Origin of the sequence: Actinosynnema sp. NPDC023794 (assembly GCF_040639675.1) — a bacterium.
Lineage (GTDB): Bacteria > Actinomycetota > Actinomycetes > Mycobacteriales > Pseudonocardiaceae > Actinosynnema > Actinosynnema luteola.
The window spans coordinates 64,894-80,483 of the sequence record NZ_JBFAFR010000029.1 but is presented as its reverse complement, the minus strand read 5'-3'; the positions used below and the strand labels follow the sequence as shown (position 1 = coordinate 80,483).

Genomic DNA, 15,590 nt, shown 5'->3' with positions numbered 1-15,590 from the left:
CGCTCAGGGATAGCGCTTCGACAGGCCGAACTCGTTCCACCAGGCCCGCGCCCGTTCGATCTCACCCAGGTCGATCAGGAGGCTCGCGAGGTTCACGACCGTGTCCAGCGTCCGGGGGTGGCTCTCGCCCAGCACTCGTCGCATGCGCGCGACCGAGTCCTCGTACAACTCGCGGGCGCGCTCCAGCTCGCCCACCGTGTACAACTCGTTCGCCAGGTTGGCCGCGGATTCGAGCGTGCTGGGGTGGTCGTCGCCCAGGAGAACGCGCAGGCGCGCAAGGGTTTCCTCGTGCAGCGCCAGCCCTGCCTCCACCTCCCCCGTGGCGGTGAGGAAGCCCGCGAGGTTGGCCGCCGCGGCCAGCGTGCCGAAGTCGTCCTCGCCCTGCACCCGCTTCCGCCGCCCCAGCACCTCCTCCCCCAGCTCACGCGCGCGCTCGACCTCGCCCATCGACCACGACGTGGCGGCGAGGTCGTGCAGGAACGTGAGGGTCTGCGGGTGGTCCTCGCCGAGCACGACCCTGCTGCGCGCCAGCGCGGCCTCCTGGAGCTCCCGGGCACGTCGGCGCTCACCCAGGTCGAGGGCACAGGCGGCGAGGTTGCCGACCGCCGCCAGGGTCACCTGGTCGTCGTCGCCGTACGCCGCGCGCGCGATCCGGTGGGCGCGTTCGAAGAGGGGTAGCGCCTGGCGGGCCTCACCCTGGCCGCGCAGGTACACCGCCGCCTGCCGCACCAGCCACAGCATCCGGCCGGTCACCACGTCGAAGTCACGGGCGGGGTCCACCACCACCAGCACGTGCGACAGGAGTTGCCGCCAGGCGGGCCACACCGACGGGTCGTCCGTCGACTTCGCCGGCACGGCCTCGTACACGACCCGGAACGCGGCGGCGGCCAGGCCCGGCTCCGCCCGGGTGCGCAGCAACGCGGCCGGCACCCGGTGCAGGTGCACGCTGTCGGGGCTCACCCGGGCCATGGCCCGGCGGCGGATCGTGGCCAGCGTGGCGGCGAACGCCAGCGGGTCGGCGGCGACGGACGACAGCGGGTCGGGCAGGAATCCGTGGTGGTCGGCGATCAGCGTCGACGGCACCGGTTCAGGCGCCAGCCAGGCGATCAGCGCGAGCAGCTGGAGGGCGGCCGGGTCGTCGGCGGCGAGGCGGTCGAGCGCCACCGTCCACGAGGCGGCCGTCGAGGCGTGGCCCCGCGCGAGGAGGTCGTGGGCGCGCTCGGCGAGCAGGTCCAGGTAGGTCTCGGCGGTGAGGGTGGTGTCGGCCAGCAGCGCGGCGGCCTGGTCGACGGCCAGCGGCAGGTCGCCCAACGCCTCCGCGATCCGGTCCGCGTCCGGCCCGGTCAGCCTGGGCGCGCGGTCGCGGAGCAGGCGGACCGACTCGGCCCTGGTGAACTCGGCGACGCCGAGCGGGTGCGCGATGTCGGTCCAGTCGGGGTTGCGGGAGGTGATGACGACGTGGCCGGGACCGGTGGGCAGGTGCTCGGTGAGCGCGGCGGGGTCTTCGGCGTTGTCGAAGACGATCAACCACCGGTCGCGGGTGCGGAGATCGCCCAGCAGGCGCGCCACCGCGACGGCCGCGGTGTCGGCGCCGTCGGCCAGGCGCAGGGCCCTGGCCAGTTCGGCCAATCGGTCCGGGATCAACTCCGGCGCGCCGGACGGCACCCACCAGGCGATGTCGTACTCGTCGGCGTGCCGGTGGGCGTATTCGAGAGCCGCGGTGGTCTTCCCGACGCCACCCATGCCGTGCACGGCCTGGACCACAGCGGGCGACCTCGACGACAGCGCGGCGCGGAGGTCGTCCAGCAGTCGCTCCCGGCCGGTGAAGCGGGCCAGGCGCGCGGGGATGCTCCAGACGCGGGCGGATCGGCCCCGCGGGCGGCGCAGTTCGGTCAGCGCTTGGTAGACGGCGGTTTCCGCCTCGGCCGGCGACGAGACCGTGGCCGCGGTGACGCCGCTGTCGCGCAGGCGTTCGCGGAAACCCTCCTGGCGCGCGCCGTGCCGCGGGTCGCGGAACAGGCCGGCCGGGCCTTCCGCGTCCTCGTCCAGCAGGAAGACGAGGCGGGGCAGTCCCGCGTCACCCGCGGCCTCGTACTCCAGTTCGGTGTACGACAGCTCCGGCCGGCCGCGCACCGGCGAGCCGTAGCGGAAACCCGCCAGCAGCACGTAGACGTCCGCGGCGGCCACCGCGGCGCGGCACACCTGCTCCGGCTGCTCGTCCCGGGCGGCGAAGTAGCGCATGTCCGCCACGACGTCGCCGGCCCGGGTGATCGCGGATTCGATCGCGTCCACGAACGACGTGCCCGCCGGGTAGCGGCGCAGCTCGGAGGTGTGGCTGATGAACACCCTGCGCGGCGCCCCGGCGTCGTCCGGCATGGGGCGATGCTAACGGCCTCAGTCGTCGACGCGCCGCCGGAAGAGGGCGTTGGCCACGACGAACGACACCACCAGCAGGCCGACCGACCACGCCGTGGCGACCCAGCCCTGGTCGCCGATCGGGGTGCCGGTGAGCAGGCCGCGCACGGTCTCGATGATCGGGGTGATCGGCTGGTGCTCGCTGAGGCCGCGCAAGAACGCGGGCATGGTGTGGGTCGGCACGAACGCGCTGCTCAGGTACGGCAGGAACAGCATGAAGAAGCTCAACGCGCCGGCCGACTCGACCGACTTCGCCACCGAGCCCAGGCCCGCCGCCAGCCACGACAGCGCCAGCACGTAGAGCAGGAGCACCCCGACCGCGGCCACCCACTCCAGCGGTGACGCGGACGGGCGGAAGCCCATCGCGATCGCCGCCGCGACCACGATCGTGGTGGACAGGGCGTTGCGGGCGACGCTGGCCGTGACGTGCCCGGTCAGCACGGCGGAGCTGCGGACCGGCATGGAGCGCAGGCGGTCGATCATGCCGCTGTTCATGTCGTCGGCCACGGACATCGCGGTGGCCGCCGCGCCGTAGCCGGTGCACAGCAGGATGATCCCGGGCACCACGTAGTTGATGTACCCGGTGCCGGTGTTGATCGCGCCGCCGAAGACGTACACGAACAGGGTCATCATCAGCAGCGGCAGGACGGCGGACATGATCAGCGTGTCGACGTTGCGCCTGCCGAGCCGGATGCTGCGGCCGATCATCGTCATCGAGTCGGCGATCGCGTGGCTCATGCCGGCACTCCTTCACGTGCGGTCAGGGCGAGGAAGACGTCGTCGAGGGTCGGGCGGTGCGAGGAGACCTGCGCCGGGACCACGGCCGCGGCACGCAGGTCGTCCAGCACCGCGTGCAGGTGCGCGGCCGTGCCGTCGGACGGGACGCCGAGCACGAGCCGCTCGCGGTCGGCGAGGCCGCCGAGCAGCGCGGCGGCGACGTCGAGCGCCGCGCCCGAGGCGAAGCGGAGCTCCAGCCGGTGGCCGCCGACCCTGGCCTTGAGGTCGTCCGCGGTGCCGTGCGCGGCGACCTTCCCCTTGTCCAGCACCATGATCCGGTCCGCGAGGCGGTCGGCCTCCTCCAGGTACTGGGTGGTGAGGAAGATCGTGGCGCCGGTGCGGACCAGGTCGCGGATGGCGTCCCACATGGTCGTGCGGCTGGCCGGGTCGAGGCCCGTGGTCGGCTCGTCCAGGAAGATCACCTTCGGCTCGGCGACCAGGCTCATGGCCAGGTCGAGGCGCCGCCGCATCCCGCCGGAGTACGTCTTGACCCGGCGGTCGGCGGCGCCGACGAGGTCGAACCGCTCCAGCAGCTCGGCCGCGCGCGCCTTCGCCGCCCGTCGGCCGAGGTGCATGAGCCTGCCGACCAGGACCAGGTTCTCGCGGCCGGTCTGCTCGGCGTCCACCGCCGCGTACTGGCCGGTCAGGCTGATCACGCCGCGCACCTCGGCCGGTTCGCGCACCACGTCGAACCCGGCCACCCGCAGCCGGCCACCGTCCGGGCGCGACAGCGTGGACAGGATCCGGATGGTGGTCGTCTTGCCCGCGCCGTTGGGACCGAGCAACGCGAAGACCGACCCCTCGGCGACCTCCAGGTCTATCCCGTCCAGCACCGCGGTCGACCCGTACGCCTTGCGCAGGCCGGTCGCCTCGACGATCATCGCCGCCCCCTTTGTGTATTAGATACGCTAAAGAGCGTAGCTCATACGCAGTTGATTTCGGTAGCCCTAGACTGGCCGACAGCGGTGACGAGAGGGTGATGGATGGCCGAGGAGCACGAGCTACCAGCGGACGTTGCCCTGCTGTGGGGTCTGCGCGAGGCGCCGAGGCGCGGCCGCAAGCCGTCGTTGTCGGTCACCGAGATCACCCGGGCCGCCATCGAGGTCGCCGACGCCGAAGGGCTCGGCGCGGTGTCGATGGCCCGGGTGGCGCAGCAGCTCGGCAACTCCACGATGGCGCTCTACCGGCACGTGAAGAGCAAGGACGAGCTGCTCAAGCTGATGTCCGACGCCGCGCTCGAGGAACCGCCGCCGATGCCGGCGGACGCGGACTGGCGCGCCGGGCTGACGCTCTGGGCGACCACCGTGCTGGCCACGTTCCGCCGGCACCCCTGGTACGCCCGGATCCCGCTCGCCGGACCGCCCCTCGGGCCGAAGAACCTGGCGTGGTTCGACAGCGCGCTCGGCACGCTCGCCGACACGCCGCTGGACGAGGGCGAGAAGGTCGGCGTGGTGATGGGCCTGCTGACGTTCGTGCACGGCGAGATGCGGTTGACCACGGAACTGGCGGAGAGCTTCCGGGAGAACCCCGAGGCGTTCGGACCGTCGTACGCGCGGGCGTTGCGACAGGTGGTCGACCCGCGGCGGCTGCCCGCCCTCGGCCGGGTGGTCGACGCCGGCGTGTTCGACCACCCCAACCTCCTCGACGAGCAGGACGTGGACGCCGACTTCCGGTTCAGCCTCGACCTGTACCTCGACGGCGTGGCCGCGCACCTGGCCGGCCGGGGGTGATGGTGCCGCGGGGCCGGTCGGGACCCCGCAGCACCGCGATCACCGCCGGGCGGCGTCGACGCGCGCCACCCGCTGCCGCACGGGTGCGTCCGCCGACATGACCGCGAGGCCCGCCGTGATCAGGACCAGGTTCTTGACCACGAACTCGCCGGTCATGGTCAACAGCAGCGGGTTGCCCGTCTGGAACGCGACGGACGGCTGCACGACGAGCGTGGCGAACGTGCCCGCCAGGTGGAGCACGACCAGCAGCGCCACCCAGCGCAACCGGAAACCCACCACCAGGGCGATGCCGAGCACGACCTCCACCAGACCGAGCGCGAACACGAAGACGCCCGGGTCGAGCCACGGAACGGTCCGCGCGACCAGGTCGGCCACCGGGGTCGTGCCGGTCACCTTGAGGGCGCCGAACCACACGAACACCACTCCGAGCGAGCCCCGCAGCAACGGGATGCTCAACGTCCGCAGGGCGTGCGCGGGCGCATCCAGACGGGACGGGAACTCCGTCATCCACATCACTTCCTTCGCGTGCGGGACCACGTCGACCCGCCCGCGAAGGAAGGCCCGTTCCGTGGTCCACACTGACCGGAACAGTTCTGGGAGCGCTCCCAGAACTGTAACGGTAAGGAAACGCGCTGTGAAGGCCTGATTCCACGCCGTCCCGGATCGGCGGCTAGTCGTACCACTCGACCGGGTCAGGGAACGCGCCCGCCGGCAGCGGGTCGCCGAAGAACGGGCCCGCGCCCGCGACCACGTCCGCCGCGCGCCACCAGTCGGCCTGCTCGGGCGTCTCCAGCCCGTCGACGAGCACCCGGGCGCCCGCCCGTCGTGCCAGCGGCACCAGCCCGGCCAGGTAGTCCGCCTCGCCGCGGGACTGCCGCTCGACCAGCCGCCGCCCCACCCGCACCCACCCGATCGGCAGCTCCGCGGCCACCGCCAGGTCGTCCGGTCCGAGGCCGAAGTCGTCCAACGACGTGCCGACGCCGAGTTCGGCCAGCACGGTCAGGTTGTCCACCGCCTCGGACTCCGCCAGCACCGCCACCGGCATCCCGATGACGAGCCGTGACGCGGGCAACCCCGTGTCGTCCAAGACCCGGCGCACGCGGCGGACCAGGTCGCCGTCGCGCGACTGGTTCCTCGTCAGCCCGACGTGCAGCGACGCGGTGAACCCGGCGCTCTGGCCCCACCACCGCACCTGCCCGCACGCGGTGGCCAGCTGCCACTCGCCCAACGGCAGGGCCAAGCCCGTCCGCTCGGCCAGCGCGGCGCACTCCGCGTGGTCGAGCGACTCGTCGCCGCGGTCCCAGTGCAGCGTCGCCGCCACGCCGACCAGCGCGCGATCGGCCAGGCCCACCACCGGCCGGTAGCGCACGCCGACCTCACCGTGCTCCCACGCGCCGGGCATGGCGACGGCGAGCGCGTCGGCCCGCCGCTCGACCGCGTCCTGCCCGTCGTCGAACAGCGCCCACTGGCCGCGACCGCCTGCCTTCGCCCGCCGCAACGCCTGCTCGGCGGCCCGCATCACGTCCGCGGGCTCCCAGTCCGGCGGCGGTCTGCGCACCACGCCGACGCTGACCGACACGGCCAGCCCGCGGTCGTCGAAGTACACCGGCTCGGCCAGCTCGCGGTTGAGCTCGGCCACCGTGCTCGCGACGTCCGGCGTGGTGGCGACGTTCTCGACGAGGATGGCGAACTCGTCGTCGGCGAGCCGGGCGATCATCGCCTTCTCCCGCGCCAGCACGGTTCTCAGCCGCTGCGACACGTGCACCAGCAGCCGTTCGCCGGTCGGTCGCCCGAGGCTGTTGCACACCATGCCGAACGCGTCGACGTCCAGGTGGAAGAGGCTGATCCCGCGCACCGGGTCGGCCCGGCGCAGCGCGCTCTCCAGGTGGGTGGTGAAGTACTGCCGGTTCGGCAGCCCGGTCGACACGTCGTGCAGCGCCTGCCGGTTCAGCTCCGACTGCAGCAGCATCAGCTCGGTGCCGTCCTCGATCACGGCGACGAAGTGCACCGGCTGGTCGTCCGCGCCGCGCAGCAGCGACATCGTCAGCGAGATCCGCGCGACGTCGCCGTCCTTGCGCAGCAACCGCTGCGGCTGCCGGACCCGTTCCTGCTTGTCGTCGAGCAGCGCCAGCATCGCCTCGCCGAGGACCCGGACCGACGCCGGGTGCACGAGGTCGAGCAGGGCGAAGCCGGTCAGCTCCTCGGTGGTGTAGCCGAGGATGTCGCCGATGGCCGCGTTGGCCCGCACGATCCGCCCGGCCGGGTCGACCACCAGGACGCCGCTGGCCGACGACGTGACGACCTCCTCGAACCGCGCCTCGCTCTCCTTGAGGTGCCACTGCGCGTCGCGGACCGCCTTGAGCAGCGACAACTGCATGGACTCCTGCTGCTCGAACACCGCGCGCCTGCTCGCCGCGAGGAACCCGGCCGACAACGCGCCGAGCACGGCCACGACCGGCTGGGCATGACGTTCCACGGGTTGGAACTCCGACAGCCCCAGCAGCCCTTTCCCGAGCACGTCGAGGGTCACGCGCAAGCCGTCCTCGGTGACGTACCCGAGCGCGACGAGCTGTTCGCCGATCCGCTCGGCCGACCGCGTCGACGGCGACCCGGGAGAGGCCTCGGCGTGCACCGCCGCGCACAGGTCGTCGAGGCGGTTCCGCATTTCGCGGTCGAGTTCGTTCCTGCCCAGCGCGACCACCACGGCTCCGCTGAGCAGGTACGACCACTTCCGTGCGAGGAGTTCCCGGCCACGTTCGGGTGGTGACGTGGCTCCTTGTCTCTGACTGGGGATCGACATTCCCGTTGCCCTGTTGTGATATCGAGGATTCGCGGCAGTTTACCCACCCCCCGCCGGCCAACACTCAACCGGAAGTGTGAACCGCGAACACCCACGGTGACTTCCTCCGGGCAATTCACCTCTTTCGGCTCATACCTTTCGGCCGACCCCCGCGTAGACCAGCATGTTCATGTCGGGCTCCGTGGCGATGTCACCAGGACCGCCGGGCCGCCATTCACCGCAACCGACCAACCCCGGTTCGACCAGTTCGAATCCGTCGAACATCTCCTCGATGTCGGCGTGGGAACGCAAGTTCACCTGGTCGGGGCTGTTGCTCCGCTTGATCGCGTCGGTCGCCCCGGTCAGGTTCTCGCTCTGGTTGTCGCCGGTGGCGTGGGTGACCGCCAGGTAGCTGCCGGGCGCGAGCGCGTCGCGGTACCGGGCGACCAGGGCGCGGGGGTCGGCCGAGTCTGGCACCCAGTGCAGCATCAGCAGCATCAGCACGCCGATCGGCTGATCGAAGTCGAGCAGCCGGCGGGCCGCGTCGCTGCCCAGGACGGCGTCGGGCTCGCGCATGTCGGCCTGCACGACGGCCGCGTCGTCGTTGTCGACCAGCATCAGCTCGCTGTGCGCGACGGCGACCGGGTCCCGGTCGACGTAGACGACGCGACAGCCGGGCGCCGCCGCCTGGGCGACCTCGTGCACGTTGCCGACGGTCGGGATGCCGGAGCCGATGTCGAGGAACTGCCGCACGCCCTGGTCCACCATGAACCGCACGACGCGGCCGAGGAACGCCCTGTTGACGCGCGCGGCGTTGCGCAGGCCGGGCATCACGGACTCGATCTGCTCGCCGAGCGCCCGGTCGACGGCGAAGTTGTGCCCGCCGCCGAGCATGTAGTCGTAGGTCCGGGCCACGCTGGGCACGGAGATGTCCACGCCGGATGGAATCCAGTCGCGCTGCGCCATAATTGCGCACACCTCTTCACACCTCGGGGATGATCTCGGGGATCGGCGAGAGTACTGGGTGGGCGGAACCAACACTCGTCCCCCCTTCAGTGCGACACCAACCCACCCGAACGGGCGCTATCACCTTCCACCGAACGGGTCCTACCGTGGGCCGTCGCTTTCGGCGGCCGGAGAGGAGCTGACGTGGCTGTCCCGACGGCTCCCGGTCGCCTGCCATTCCTCGGCCACTCCGTGGCGATGCTGCGCCGGCGACATGAGTTCACCTCATCACTGCGCGATCACGGCGATGTGGTGAAGGTCGACCTCGGTCCGATGACGACGTATTTCGTGACCACTCCTCAACTTGTGCACCAAGTGCTGGTCACGGACGGTCCGCGGTTCCGCAAAGGCGCGATGTTCGACAAGTTCCGCCCTTACGTGGGCAATGGTCTGGTGCTTTCCGACGGCGCGTTCCACCTGCGGCAGAGGCGGATGGTCCAGCCCGCGTTCCACCGCGACCGGATCGACCACTACGCGGAGACGATGACACGCGCCGCGACCGCGTTGACCGCGTCGTGGACGCCCGGCGAGGTGCGGGTGGTCGAGGACGACATGCAGGCCCTGGCGGTCACGGTCGTCGGCGGGGCGCTGTTCTCCACCGAGCTCGGGCAGCGGGCGATCGCCGAGGTGCGGCGGTCCGTGTTCGTGGTGATCAAGCAGGGCATGGTGCGCGCGCTGTCGCCGTCGTTCGTGGAGAAGCTGCCGCTGCCGGGCAACCGCGAGTTCGACCGGGCCATCGCGCGGATGCGCGCCATCGTGCTGGAGGTCATCGCGAGCAGGCGGGCCGACGGCCTGGCCGACCACGGCGACCTGCTGTCGATGCTGTTGCTGGCGCAGGACGAGTCCGGCGACGGCATGACCGACCAGCAGACCTACGACGAGGTGCTGACCCTGCTCACCGCGGGCATCGAGACCACGGCGCTGGCGCTGGCGTGGGCATTCCACGAGGTCGCGCGGCACCCCGAGGTGGAGCGACGGCTGGTCGCCGAGTTCGACGAGGTGCTCGGCGGGCGCCCGGTGACGTTCGCCGACGTGCCGCGGCTGAAGTACGCGGCGGCGGTGGTGAACGAGGTGCTCCGGAGGTACCCGCTGTGGATCCTGATGCGGCGGGCCGTCGAGCCGGTCGACCTCGGCGGGGTCGAGTTACCCGCGGGCGCCGAGGTCATCGTGAGCCCGCACGCCCTGCACCACGACCCGGCGTCCTTCCCCGACCCGCACCGGTTCGACCCCGACCGGTGGTCGTCCCCGTCCGTCGCGGTGCCGCGCGGCGCCTACATCCCGTTCGCGGCGGGCGCGCGGCAGTGCCTGGGCAACGTGTTCGCGCAGACGGAGATCGTGATCACCCTCGCCACCGTGCTGTCGAGGTGGCGGCTCGTGCCGGTGCCCGGCAGGACCGTGCGCACCAAGTTCACGTCCACCGCCTATCCCAGCGGCTTGCTGATGACGGCGGTACCCCGTTGACCGCGAGGTCGCGGCGCCTCTCGTGACGGCGGTTTCGAACCCAGGAGGTTGTTGAGTCGTGCGTTGGTCGCGTTTGCGGTTGTCGGCGGTCGCTGTGCTCGCCGCGTCGGCCGGTCTGCTGCCCGCACCTGCAAGTGCCGTGTCGGGGTCGGGTGCGGGGGCGGTCGCGTGCGAGGACTTGCGCGTGCCGGTGACGGTGCTCGGCACGCCGCATTCCGTGCACGGCAGGCTGTGCACGCCGGCGGGCGCGTCCACCGTCCAGGTGTTGATCCCCGGCGGCACGTACAACAGCTCGTACTGGGACATCCCGTACTCGCCGGACACCCGGTCGTACCGGCAGGCGATGAACCGGGCCGGTGTCGCGACGCTGGCCGTGGACCGGCTCGGCACCGGGCGCAGCTCGCGGCCGTTGAGCGCGTTGGTGACGGCGTCGACGCAGGCGCACGCCGTGCACCAGGTGGTGCGGGCCGTTCGACCGCGGTTCGAGAAGGTGGTCGTCGGCGGGCACTCGATCGGTGCGGCGATGGCGTTGATCGAGGCGGGGACGTATCGCGACGTGGACGGCGTGCTGGTCACCGGTTTCACGCACCGGATGAACCTCGTCACCGTGGTCCCGGCGTTGGCGGGCATGATCCCGGCCGTGCTGGACCCGCAGCTGCGGCGGTCCGGCCTGGACGTGGGTTACCTGACGACCGCGCCCGGCACGCGTTACGGGTCGTTCCACTCGCCCGGTGCGCGGGTGGACGACGCGATCGGGTTCGACGAGGCGACCAAGGACGTGTTCGCGGCGTCGGAGGCGGTGGACACGATCACGCTGCACAACGTGGTCATCCCGTTCACGCGGCTGATCGACGTGCCGGTGATGGTCGTGGTCGGCGCGGGCGACACCCACTTCTGCGGCCGGCCGCTGGGCAGCGACTGCCGGTCCGCGGACACCCTGCGCGCCTCGGAGTCCCCGTTCTTCTCCCCCGCCGCCCGCCTGCACGCCCACGTGCTGCCCGACTACGGCCACTCGATCAACTACGCCCCCAACGCCCCCACCTACCACCAAGCCGTCCAGGCCTGGACCACCACCCTCTGACCGCGAGAGTCCTAGGTTCGCGTCGCGTGTGTCCTACGTTCAGATCACCCGTGTTGAACGCTCAGAACGCGGGTCAGCTCGGGATCGGCATCAGGCGGTAAGAGGCGGCGGCGGTGGTGGGGACCTCGTGGTAGACGGTGGCCACTCGGGTGGTGCAGGTGGAGTCGGCGAACAGTTGCAGAGCGGTGCCGTCGCCGAAGCCGCGGGCGGCTGAGCGGGCCGTGGTGAAGCCCAGGTCGGTGACGGGGTGGCAGCCGTACGACAGGGGCAGGACGGCCCGGGTGCCGGTGAACGAGGTGCCGGAGAAGAGGCAGTAGCCGGATTCCTGGCAGTGCGGGCTCACCTCGGAGGCTGCGGCTGCGGTGGTGGAGGCGGTGGCTGCGGCGGAGGCGAGCAGGAGCGCGCCTAAGAGTGTGGAGAGTCGTGTCATCGGTCCCCCTTGGATCGCGTGTATCCAAAGCCAACCCAAGGTGGACGGCGATGGCAATCGGCTGAATGGAACCGCCCGCGTGCGCGCCGGGCATGTGGCGGCGCACGCGGGCGGGGTCGGTGGGTGAGGTGAGTTCGGTGGGTGCGGTGGGTCGGCTCAGCCCGCGCGGATGTCGTCCAGGTGGAAGGTGCCGGTCACGACCGGGTTGCCCTCGGCCTGGTTGATGAAGATGTTGAACTGGGACAGGTTCTTCAGGTCCTCCGGCGTGATCCGCCGGTGCGCGTTGCCCGTGTCCCACGGCGCCGGGCGCCAGTCCGCGAACGGGATCGTCACGATGCCCGCCGACGTGCCGGACATGGACGGGTACGCCTCGTAGGCCACCCCGCCGGCGTTGAGCTGCAGCACGAGCTTGTGGTTCGACCCGTCGGGACGCAGCCAGAACGACAACCCGGTGTACGTCGACCAGTCACCCGAGATCCGCTTGCCGACGCCGGTGTAGGTCTGGAAGCCGAAGTCGTAGTCGAACTTCAGCGCCTTGCCGCCGTTCTCCGCCGCCAGCGAGATCCGGTTCGTCCCGTACGGGCTGTACTCCGCGCCCAACGCCACGTCGTCGACGTGGCCCTCGAAGTCGTCCACGACGCCGGGCGCGAGCGGCGGCTTCGCGCCGAGGATCAAGCGGTTCGTCGCGGACAACGTGCCACGCGGCGTCACCGCGGTCACCTCGAGCCGCGTGACCTTGTTGGTCAGGTTCTCCTCGCCGATGTTCCACGTGCCGGTGTGGTACCCGGTGCGCCGGTCCAGCCTGAGCGGGTGCTTGGTCGGGTCGTCCCCGACGGTGTAGTGGACGAGCGCGGCCTTGGCGTCGAGCAGCCGCACGCGAACGGTGGTCGTGGGCGTGGTGATCCGCTCACCGTCGGGCGGCGACACGACGTGCAGGAACGGCTTGTGCGCCTCGGCCTTCACCTTGCGCCCGTAGACGTCGGAGAGATCGAGCGCGGAGCTGAACACCGCGAACGGGTCGGCGTGCAGCCGCTTCAGGTCCGGCAGCAGTTCGTGCTCGGGCTCGGTGGCGGTCGCCGGGTACGGCAGGAAGAACTGCTCGGTGCCGAAGTTCACCCAGGTCAGCATGAACGCGCTCCGGCTCGCCCACGGGTCGGCCTTGATGGCGTTGAACATCGTGGTGAACCAGTTGAGGTTCCCGTTCTGCCCGTTGGGCTTCAGGGCGCCGCTGATGCCGTACTCGGTGAACGCCGAGACCTTGTCCTTCGCCTGGGCGATGCGCGCGATCATGCCGAGGTCGGCGACGATGCCGTCCAGGAACTGCGGCGACCCGTTGCTGCCGTCGTAGCTGTCGATGCCGAACACGTCGATGTAGTTGTCGCCCGGGTACGTGCGCATGTAGACGTCGTCCACGCCGCCGAAGCCACCGCCGGGCGAGTAGGCGTACAGGAAGTTGTGCACGTCCTTGACGTCGCGCAGGTACTCGACGGTGTACCGGAACAGCTCGATGTACTTCGCCGGTGACGCGTGCGCGGCGCCCCACCAGAACCACGAGCCGCTGTTCTCGTGGAACGGCCGGTAGATCATCGGGATCGGGTTGCCGTCGCGGTCGTCGACCTCGTGCGCGAGGCGGGCGACGCGGTCGAGGTAGGCGTTGAACTGCGCGTGGTGGTCGCCGCCGGGCAGGATGCGGGTGACGACGTCGCCGTTGGTGTCGTAGAAGCTGCCGCCGGTGACGAAGTTGTCCATGTGGGACGCGAGGGTGTGCACGCCGCCGATCTCGTTGTGCGCGGTCTCGATCAGCTCGACGGTGGCCCGGAAGTTCTCCTCCGGGGCCGGGTCGCCGGGCGAGGAGCCGTGGCCGAGGTGGCCGGTGTCCCAGCCGAACAGCGCCGGGTGGTCGCCGACGCCGGCCTTGACGTCGGACTTCAGCCCGTCGGTCTCGGTGAACTCGTCCCAGGTGACGCCGAACTCGGTCGTCTGCTGGTGGCCGAACAGCACGCCCTTGCCCTGCCGGTCGCGCAGGTACGAGAAGAGGGACCGGGTTTCGGGGGTGGCGTGCGGGTCGGAGATCCGGACCGCCTGCGGCTTGGGATGTGGTGGGGCGGTGTCGGCCGGTGCGGCGGTGGAGGTGATCGCACCGGAGGTCAGCAGGGCGGCGGTGATGGCGGTGACGGTGGCGGCGGTGAAGGAGGCGGTGGTGGTCACCTGTCTGGCGGCTGAGCGTTTCCTCATGGCTGGGGACCCTCTCGGCGTTGAGCGGTGTGAGGCGGGGGTGTGAGGTGCGGGGTGGATTAAGCGGTTAAGTACTGCTCGACGAGAAGGCACGATAGCGCCATAAGTTTGGTAAGTGAAGAAACTTGGTGTGGTTACTTGTCGCCGAGGGATTCCAGCAGGTGCTTCAGGCTGTCGGCGAGAGCGGTTCGCTCCGGGTGCGACAGCCCGCCGAGCAGCCGGTTCTCGGTGGCGAGGTGGTCGGGCAGCGTCCGGTCGATCAGGTCGCGCCCGGCGTCGGTGAGGGCGACGACGACACCACGACCGTCGCGCTCGTGGGGAGTCCGGACCACCAGCCCACGCGCTTCGAGGCGGTCGAGGCGTTGCGTGACGGCGCCTGACGTGACCATCGAGGCGCGCATCAGCTCGGTCGGGGTCAGCCGGTGCGGTGGCGCGCTGCGGCGCAGGGTCGCGAGGACGTCGAACGACGCCCGGTCCAGGTCGTGCGCGGCGAAGGTCTTGCCCAGCTCGACGTCCACCAGGCGGGCCAGGCGGCTGAGCCTGCCGATCACCGCCATCGGCGAGACGTCGAGGTCGGGGCGCTGCGCGTGCCACTGGCCGAGGACGAGGTCGACGTGGTCTGCCATCGAACTAGCTTAGCGGTGAGGCAAGTCACGATGGAGATACCTTAGCGGTGAGTTAGTTTGTCTTAGTGCTAAGCAAATGGGTGACCGCGCTCGCCCCCGCCGTGTGGGGCACGACCTACTTCGTCACCACCGAGTACCTGCCACCGGACCGGCCGCTGCTGGCCGGGTTGTTGCGGGCGTTGCCGGCCGGGTTGCTGCTGGTGGCGGTCACGCGACGGCTGCCGAGGGGTGATTGGTGGTGGCGTTCGCTGGTGCTGGGCACGCTGAACATCGGCGTGTTCCTGCCGTTGCTGTTCCTGGCGGCGTACCGGTTGCCGGGCGGGGTGGCGGCCACGGTCGGGGCCGTGCAGCCGCTGGTGGTGGCGGGGTTGGCGGTGGTGCTGCTCGGCCAGCGGATGACGGCCCGGGTGGCGTTGGCCGGGGTGGCGGGCGTCGTTGGTGTGGCGCTGCTGGTGTTGCGGGCCGACGCGCGGCTGGACTGGGTCGGCGTGGCTGCTGCGCTGGGTGGTGCGGTCGTGATGGCGGCCGGGGTGGTGCTGAGCAAGCGGTGGACGACGCCCGCGCCGTTGTTGGCGGTGACCGGGTGGCAGCTGGTGGCCGGCGGCGTCGTGCTGCTGCCGGCGACGCTGGTGGTCGAAGGGCTGCCACCCGCGTTGACGGCGGCGAACGTCGGCGGCTTCGCGTACCTCGGCGTGATCGGCGGGGCGCTGTCGTACGCCCTGTGGTTCCGCGGGATTCGGGTGCTGGCGGCGACGCAGGTGACGTTCCTCGGGCTGCTCAGCCCGGTTGTCGCGACGGCCGTGGGGTGGCTCGTGCTGAGCCAGGAACTGACCGGGTCGCAGGTGGTCGGTGCGGTGGTGGTGCTCGGGGCGTTGGTGGTGGCGCAACGGAGGTCAGCGGAGGAGAAGGGGAAGTCGGTGGAGAAGGGGGAAGGCCGTGCGGATGACCGTGTTCGGAGCGCTCGGTAGCGTCGGAAGGCAGGTGGTCGAGGAGGCGCGAGAAGCCTCGTGACGCCGGCTGGGCACGGTGTTGGAGGCGCCGGACTTCCCGG

Annotated in this window: 13 protein-coding genes; 4 read left to right on the top strand and 9 right to left on the bottom strand. The window is 71.2% G+C overall.

Translation table 11 applies throughout. The annotated features are described in order from the left end of the window. Positions 1-3: 3 nt before the first annotated feature. Genes fxsT through AB0H12_RS36315 form a run of 3 tightly spaced genes read right to left on the bottom strand, consistent with a single transcriptional unit; the run spans position 4 to position 4,073 of the window. Positions 4-2,376 (bottom strand): FxSxx-COOH system tetratricopeptide repeat protein, encoded by a 2,373-nt coding sequence (fxsT, locus tag AB0H12_RS36325; RefSeq protein WP_499629047.1) that lies wholly within the window; start codon positions 2,374-2,376, stop codon positions 4-6. 18 nt (positions 2,377-2,394) lie between these two features. Then, positions 2,395-3,153, bottom strand: coding sequence for an ABC transporter permease (locus AB0H12_RS36320; protein ID WP_499629045.1), 759 nt, complete (start codon positions 3,151-3,153; stop codon positions 2,395-2,397). Continuing rightward, positions 3,150-4,073 (bottom strand): ATP-binding cassette domain-containing protein, encoded by a 924-nt coding sequence (locus tag AB0H12_RS36315; protein WP_499629043.1) that lies wholly within the window; start codon positions 4,071-4,073, stop codon positions 3,150-3,152. Before AB0H12_RS36315 ends, AB0H12_RS36320 begins: the two co-directional genes overlap by 4 nt. A gap of 102 nt (positions 4,074-4,175) precedes the next feature. On the opposite strand from AB0H12_RS36315, the gene AB0H12_RS36310 reads away from it, so the two are divergent. Then, the gene (locus AB0H12_RS36310) at positions 4,176-4,922 is read left to right on the top strand and encodes a TetR/AcrR family transcriptional regulator (RefSeq protein ID WP_499629041.1); all 747 of its coding nucleotides are present in this window, start codon (positions 4,176-4,178) and stop codon (positions 4,920-4,922) included. Positions 4,923-4,961: 39 nt separating this feature from the next. On the opposite strand, the gene AB0H12_RS36305 is transcribed toward AB0H12_RS36310, so the two are convergent. The 3 genes from AB0H12_RS36305 to AB0H12_RS36295 form a co-directional block, all read right to left on the bottom strand. Further along, entirely contained in the window at positions 4,962-5,429 is a 468-nt protein-coding gene (locus AB0H12_RS36305; RefSeq protein WP_499629040.1) for a DoxX family membrane protein, read from the bottom strand. Positions 5,430-5,592: 163 nt separating this feature from the next. After that, positions 5,593-7,587, bottom strand: coding sequence for a putative bifunctional diguanylate cyclase/phosphodiesterase (locus AB0H12_RS36300; protein WP_499629038.1), 1,995 nt, complete (start codon positions 7,585-7,587; stop codon positions 5,593-5,595). 264 nt (positions 7,588-7,851) lie between these two features. Further along, positions 7,852-8,670, bottom strand: a complete 819-nt coding sequence (locus AB0H12_RS36295) for an SAM-dependent methyltransferase (RefSeq protein WP_499629096.1) — start codon at positions 8,668-8,670, stop codon at positions 7,852-7,854. A gap of 180 nt (positions 8,671-8,850) precedes the next feature. Between AB0H12_RS36295 and AB0H12_RS36290 the strand changes: the two genes are divergently transcribed. Continuing rightward, positions 8,851-10,167, top strand: a complete 1,317-nt coding sequence (locus AB0H12_RS36290) for a cytochrome P450 (RefSeq protein ID WP_499629037.1) — start codon at positions 8,851-8,853, stop codon at positions 10,165-10,167. 58 nt (positions 10,168-10,225) lie between these two features. Next, positions 10,226-11,248 carry an alpha/beta fold hydrolase gene (locus tag AB0H12_RS36285; protein WP_499629035.1) on the top strand — a complete coding sequence of 341 codons (1,023 nt, stop codon included), beginning with the start codon at positions 10,226-10,228 and terminating at the stop codon, positions 11,246-11,248. A 73-nt stretch (positions 11,249-11,321) separates the two neighbouring features. On the opposite strand, the gene AB0H12_RS36280 is transcribed toward AB0H12_RS36285, so the two are convergent. The 3 genes from AB0H12_RS36280 to AB0H12_RS36270 form a co-directional block, all read right to left on the bottom strand. After that, positions 11,322-11,678, bottom strand: a complete 357-nt coding sequence (locus tag AB0H12_RS36280) for a hypothetical protein (RefSeq protein ID WP_499629033.1) — start codon at positions 11,676-11,678, stop codon at positions 11,322-11,324. 156 nt (positions 11,679-11,834) lie between these two features. Further along, the gene (locus AB0H12_RS36275) at positions 11,835-13,913 is read right to left on the bottom strand and encodes a glycosyl hydrolase (protein ID WP_499629031.1); all 2,079 of its coding nucleotides are present in this window, start codon (positions 13,911-13,913) and stop codon (positions 11,835-11,837) included. A gap of 134 nt (positions 13,914-14,047) precedes the next feature. Then, complete coding sequence (locus AB0H12_RS36270; protein ID WP_499629029.1) at positions 14,048-14,539, bottom strand: MarR family winged helix-turn-helix transcriptional regulator; 492 nt, start codon at positions 14,537-14,539, stop codon at positions 14,048-14,050. Between the two features lie 80 nt (positions 14,540-14,619). Here AB0H12_RS36270 and AB0H12_RS36265 point away from each other — a divergent pair, with 80 nt between their 5' ends. Further along, positions 14,620-15,507, top strand: coding sequence for an EamA family transporter (locus AB0H12_RS36265; RefSeq protein WP_499629027.1), 888 nt, complete (start codon positions 14,620-14,622; stop codon positions 15,505-15,507). The last annotated feature ends 83 nt before the right edge of the window (positions 15,508-15,590 follow it).

Coding starts and splice junctions, on each gene's coding strand:
- fxsT (WP_499629047.1), bottom strand. CDS start 2,376: ATGCCGGACGACGCCGGGGCGCCGCGCAGGGTGTTCATCAGCCACACC.
- AB0H12_RS36275 (WP_499629031.1), bottom strand. CDS start 13,913: ATGAGGAAACGCTCAGCCGCCAGACAGGTGACCACCACCGCCTCCTTC.
- AB0H12_RS36320 (WP_499629045.1), bottom strand. CDS start 3,153: ATGAGCCACGCGATCGCCGACTCGATGACGATGATCGGCCGCAGCATC.
- AB0H12_RS36300 (WP_499629038.1), bottom strand. CDS start 7,587: ATGCGGAACCGCCTCGACGACCTGTGCGCGGCGGTGCACGCCGAGGCC.
- AB0H12_RS36315 (WP_499629043.1), bottom strand. CDS start 4,073: ATGATCGTCGAGGCGACCGGCCTGCGCAAGGCGTACGGGTCGACCGCG.
- AB0H12_RS36270 (WP_499629029.1), bottom strand. CDS start 14,539: ATGGCAGACCACGTCGACCTCGTCCTCGGCCAGTGGCACGCGCAGCGC.
- AB0H12_RS36310 (WP_499629041.1), top strand. CDS start 4,176: ATGGCCGAGGAGCACGAGCTACCAGCGGACGTTGCCCTGCTGTGGGGT.
- AB0H12_RS36305 (WP_499629040.1), bottom strand. CDS start 5,429: ATGACGGAGTTCCCGTCCCGTCTGGATGCGCCCGCGCACGCCCTGCGG.
- AB0H12_RS36280 (WP_499629033.1), bottom strand. CDS start 11,678: ATGACACGACTCTCCACACTCTTAGGCGCGCTCCTGCTCGCCTCCGCC.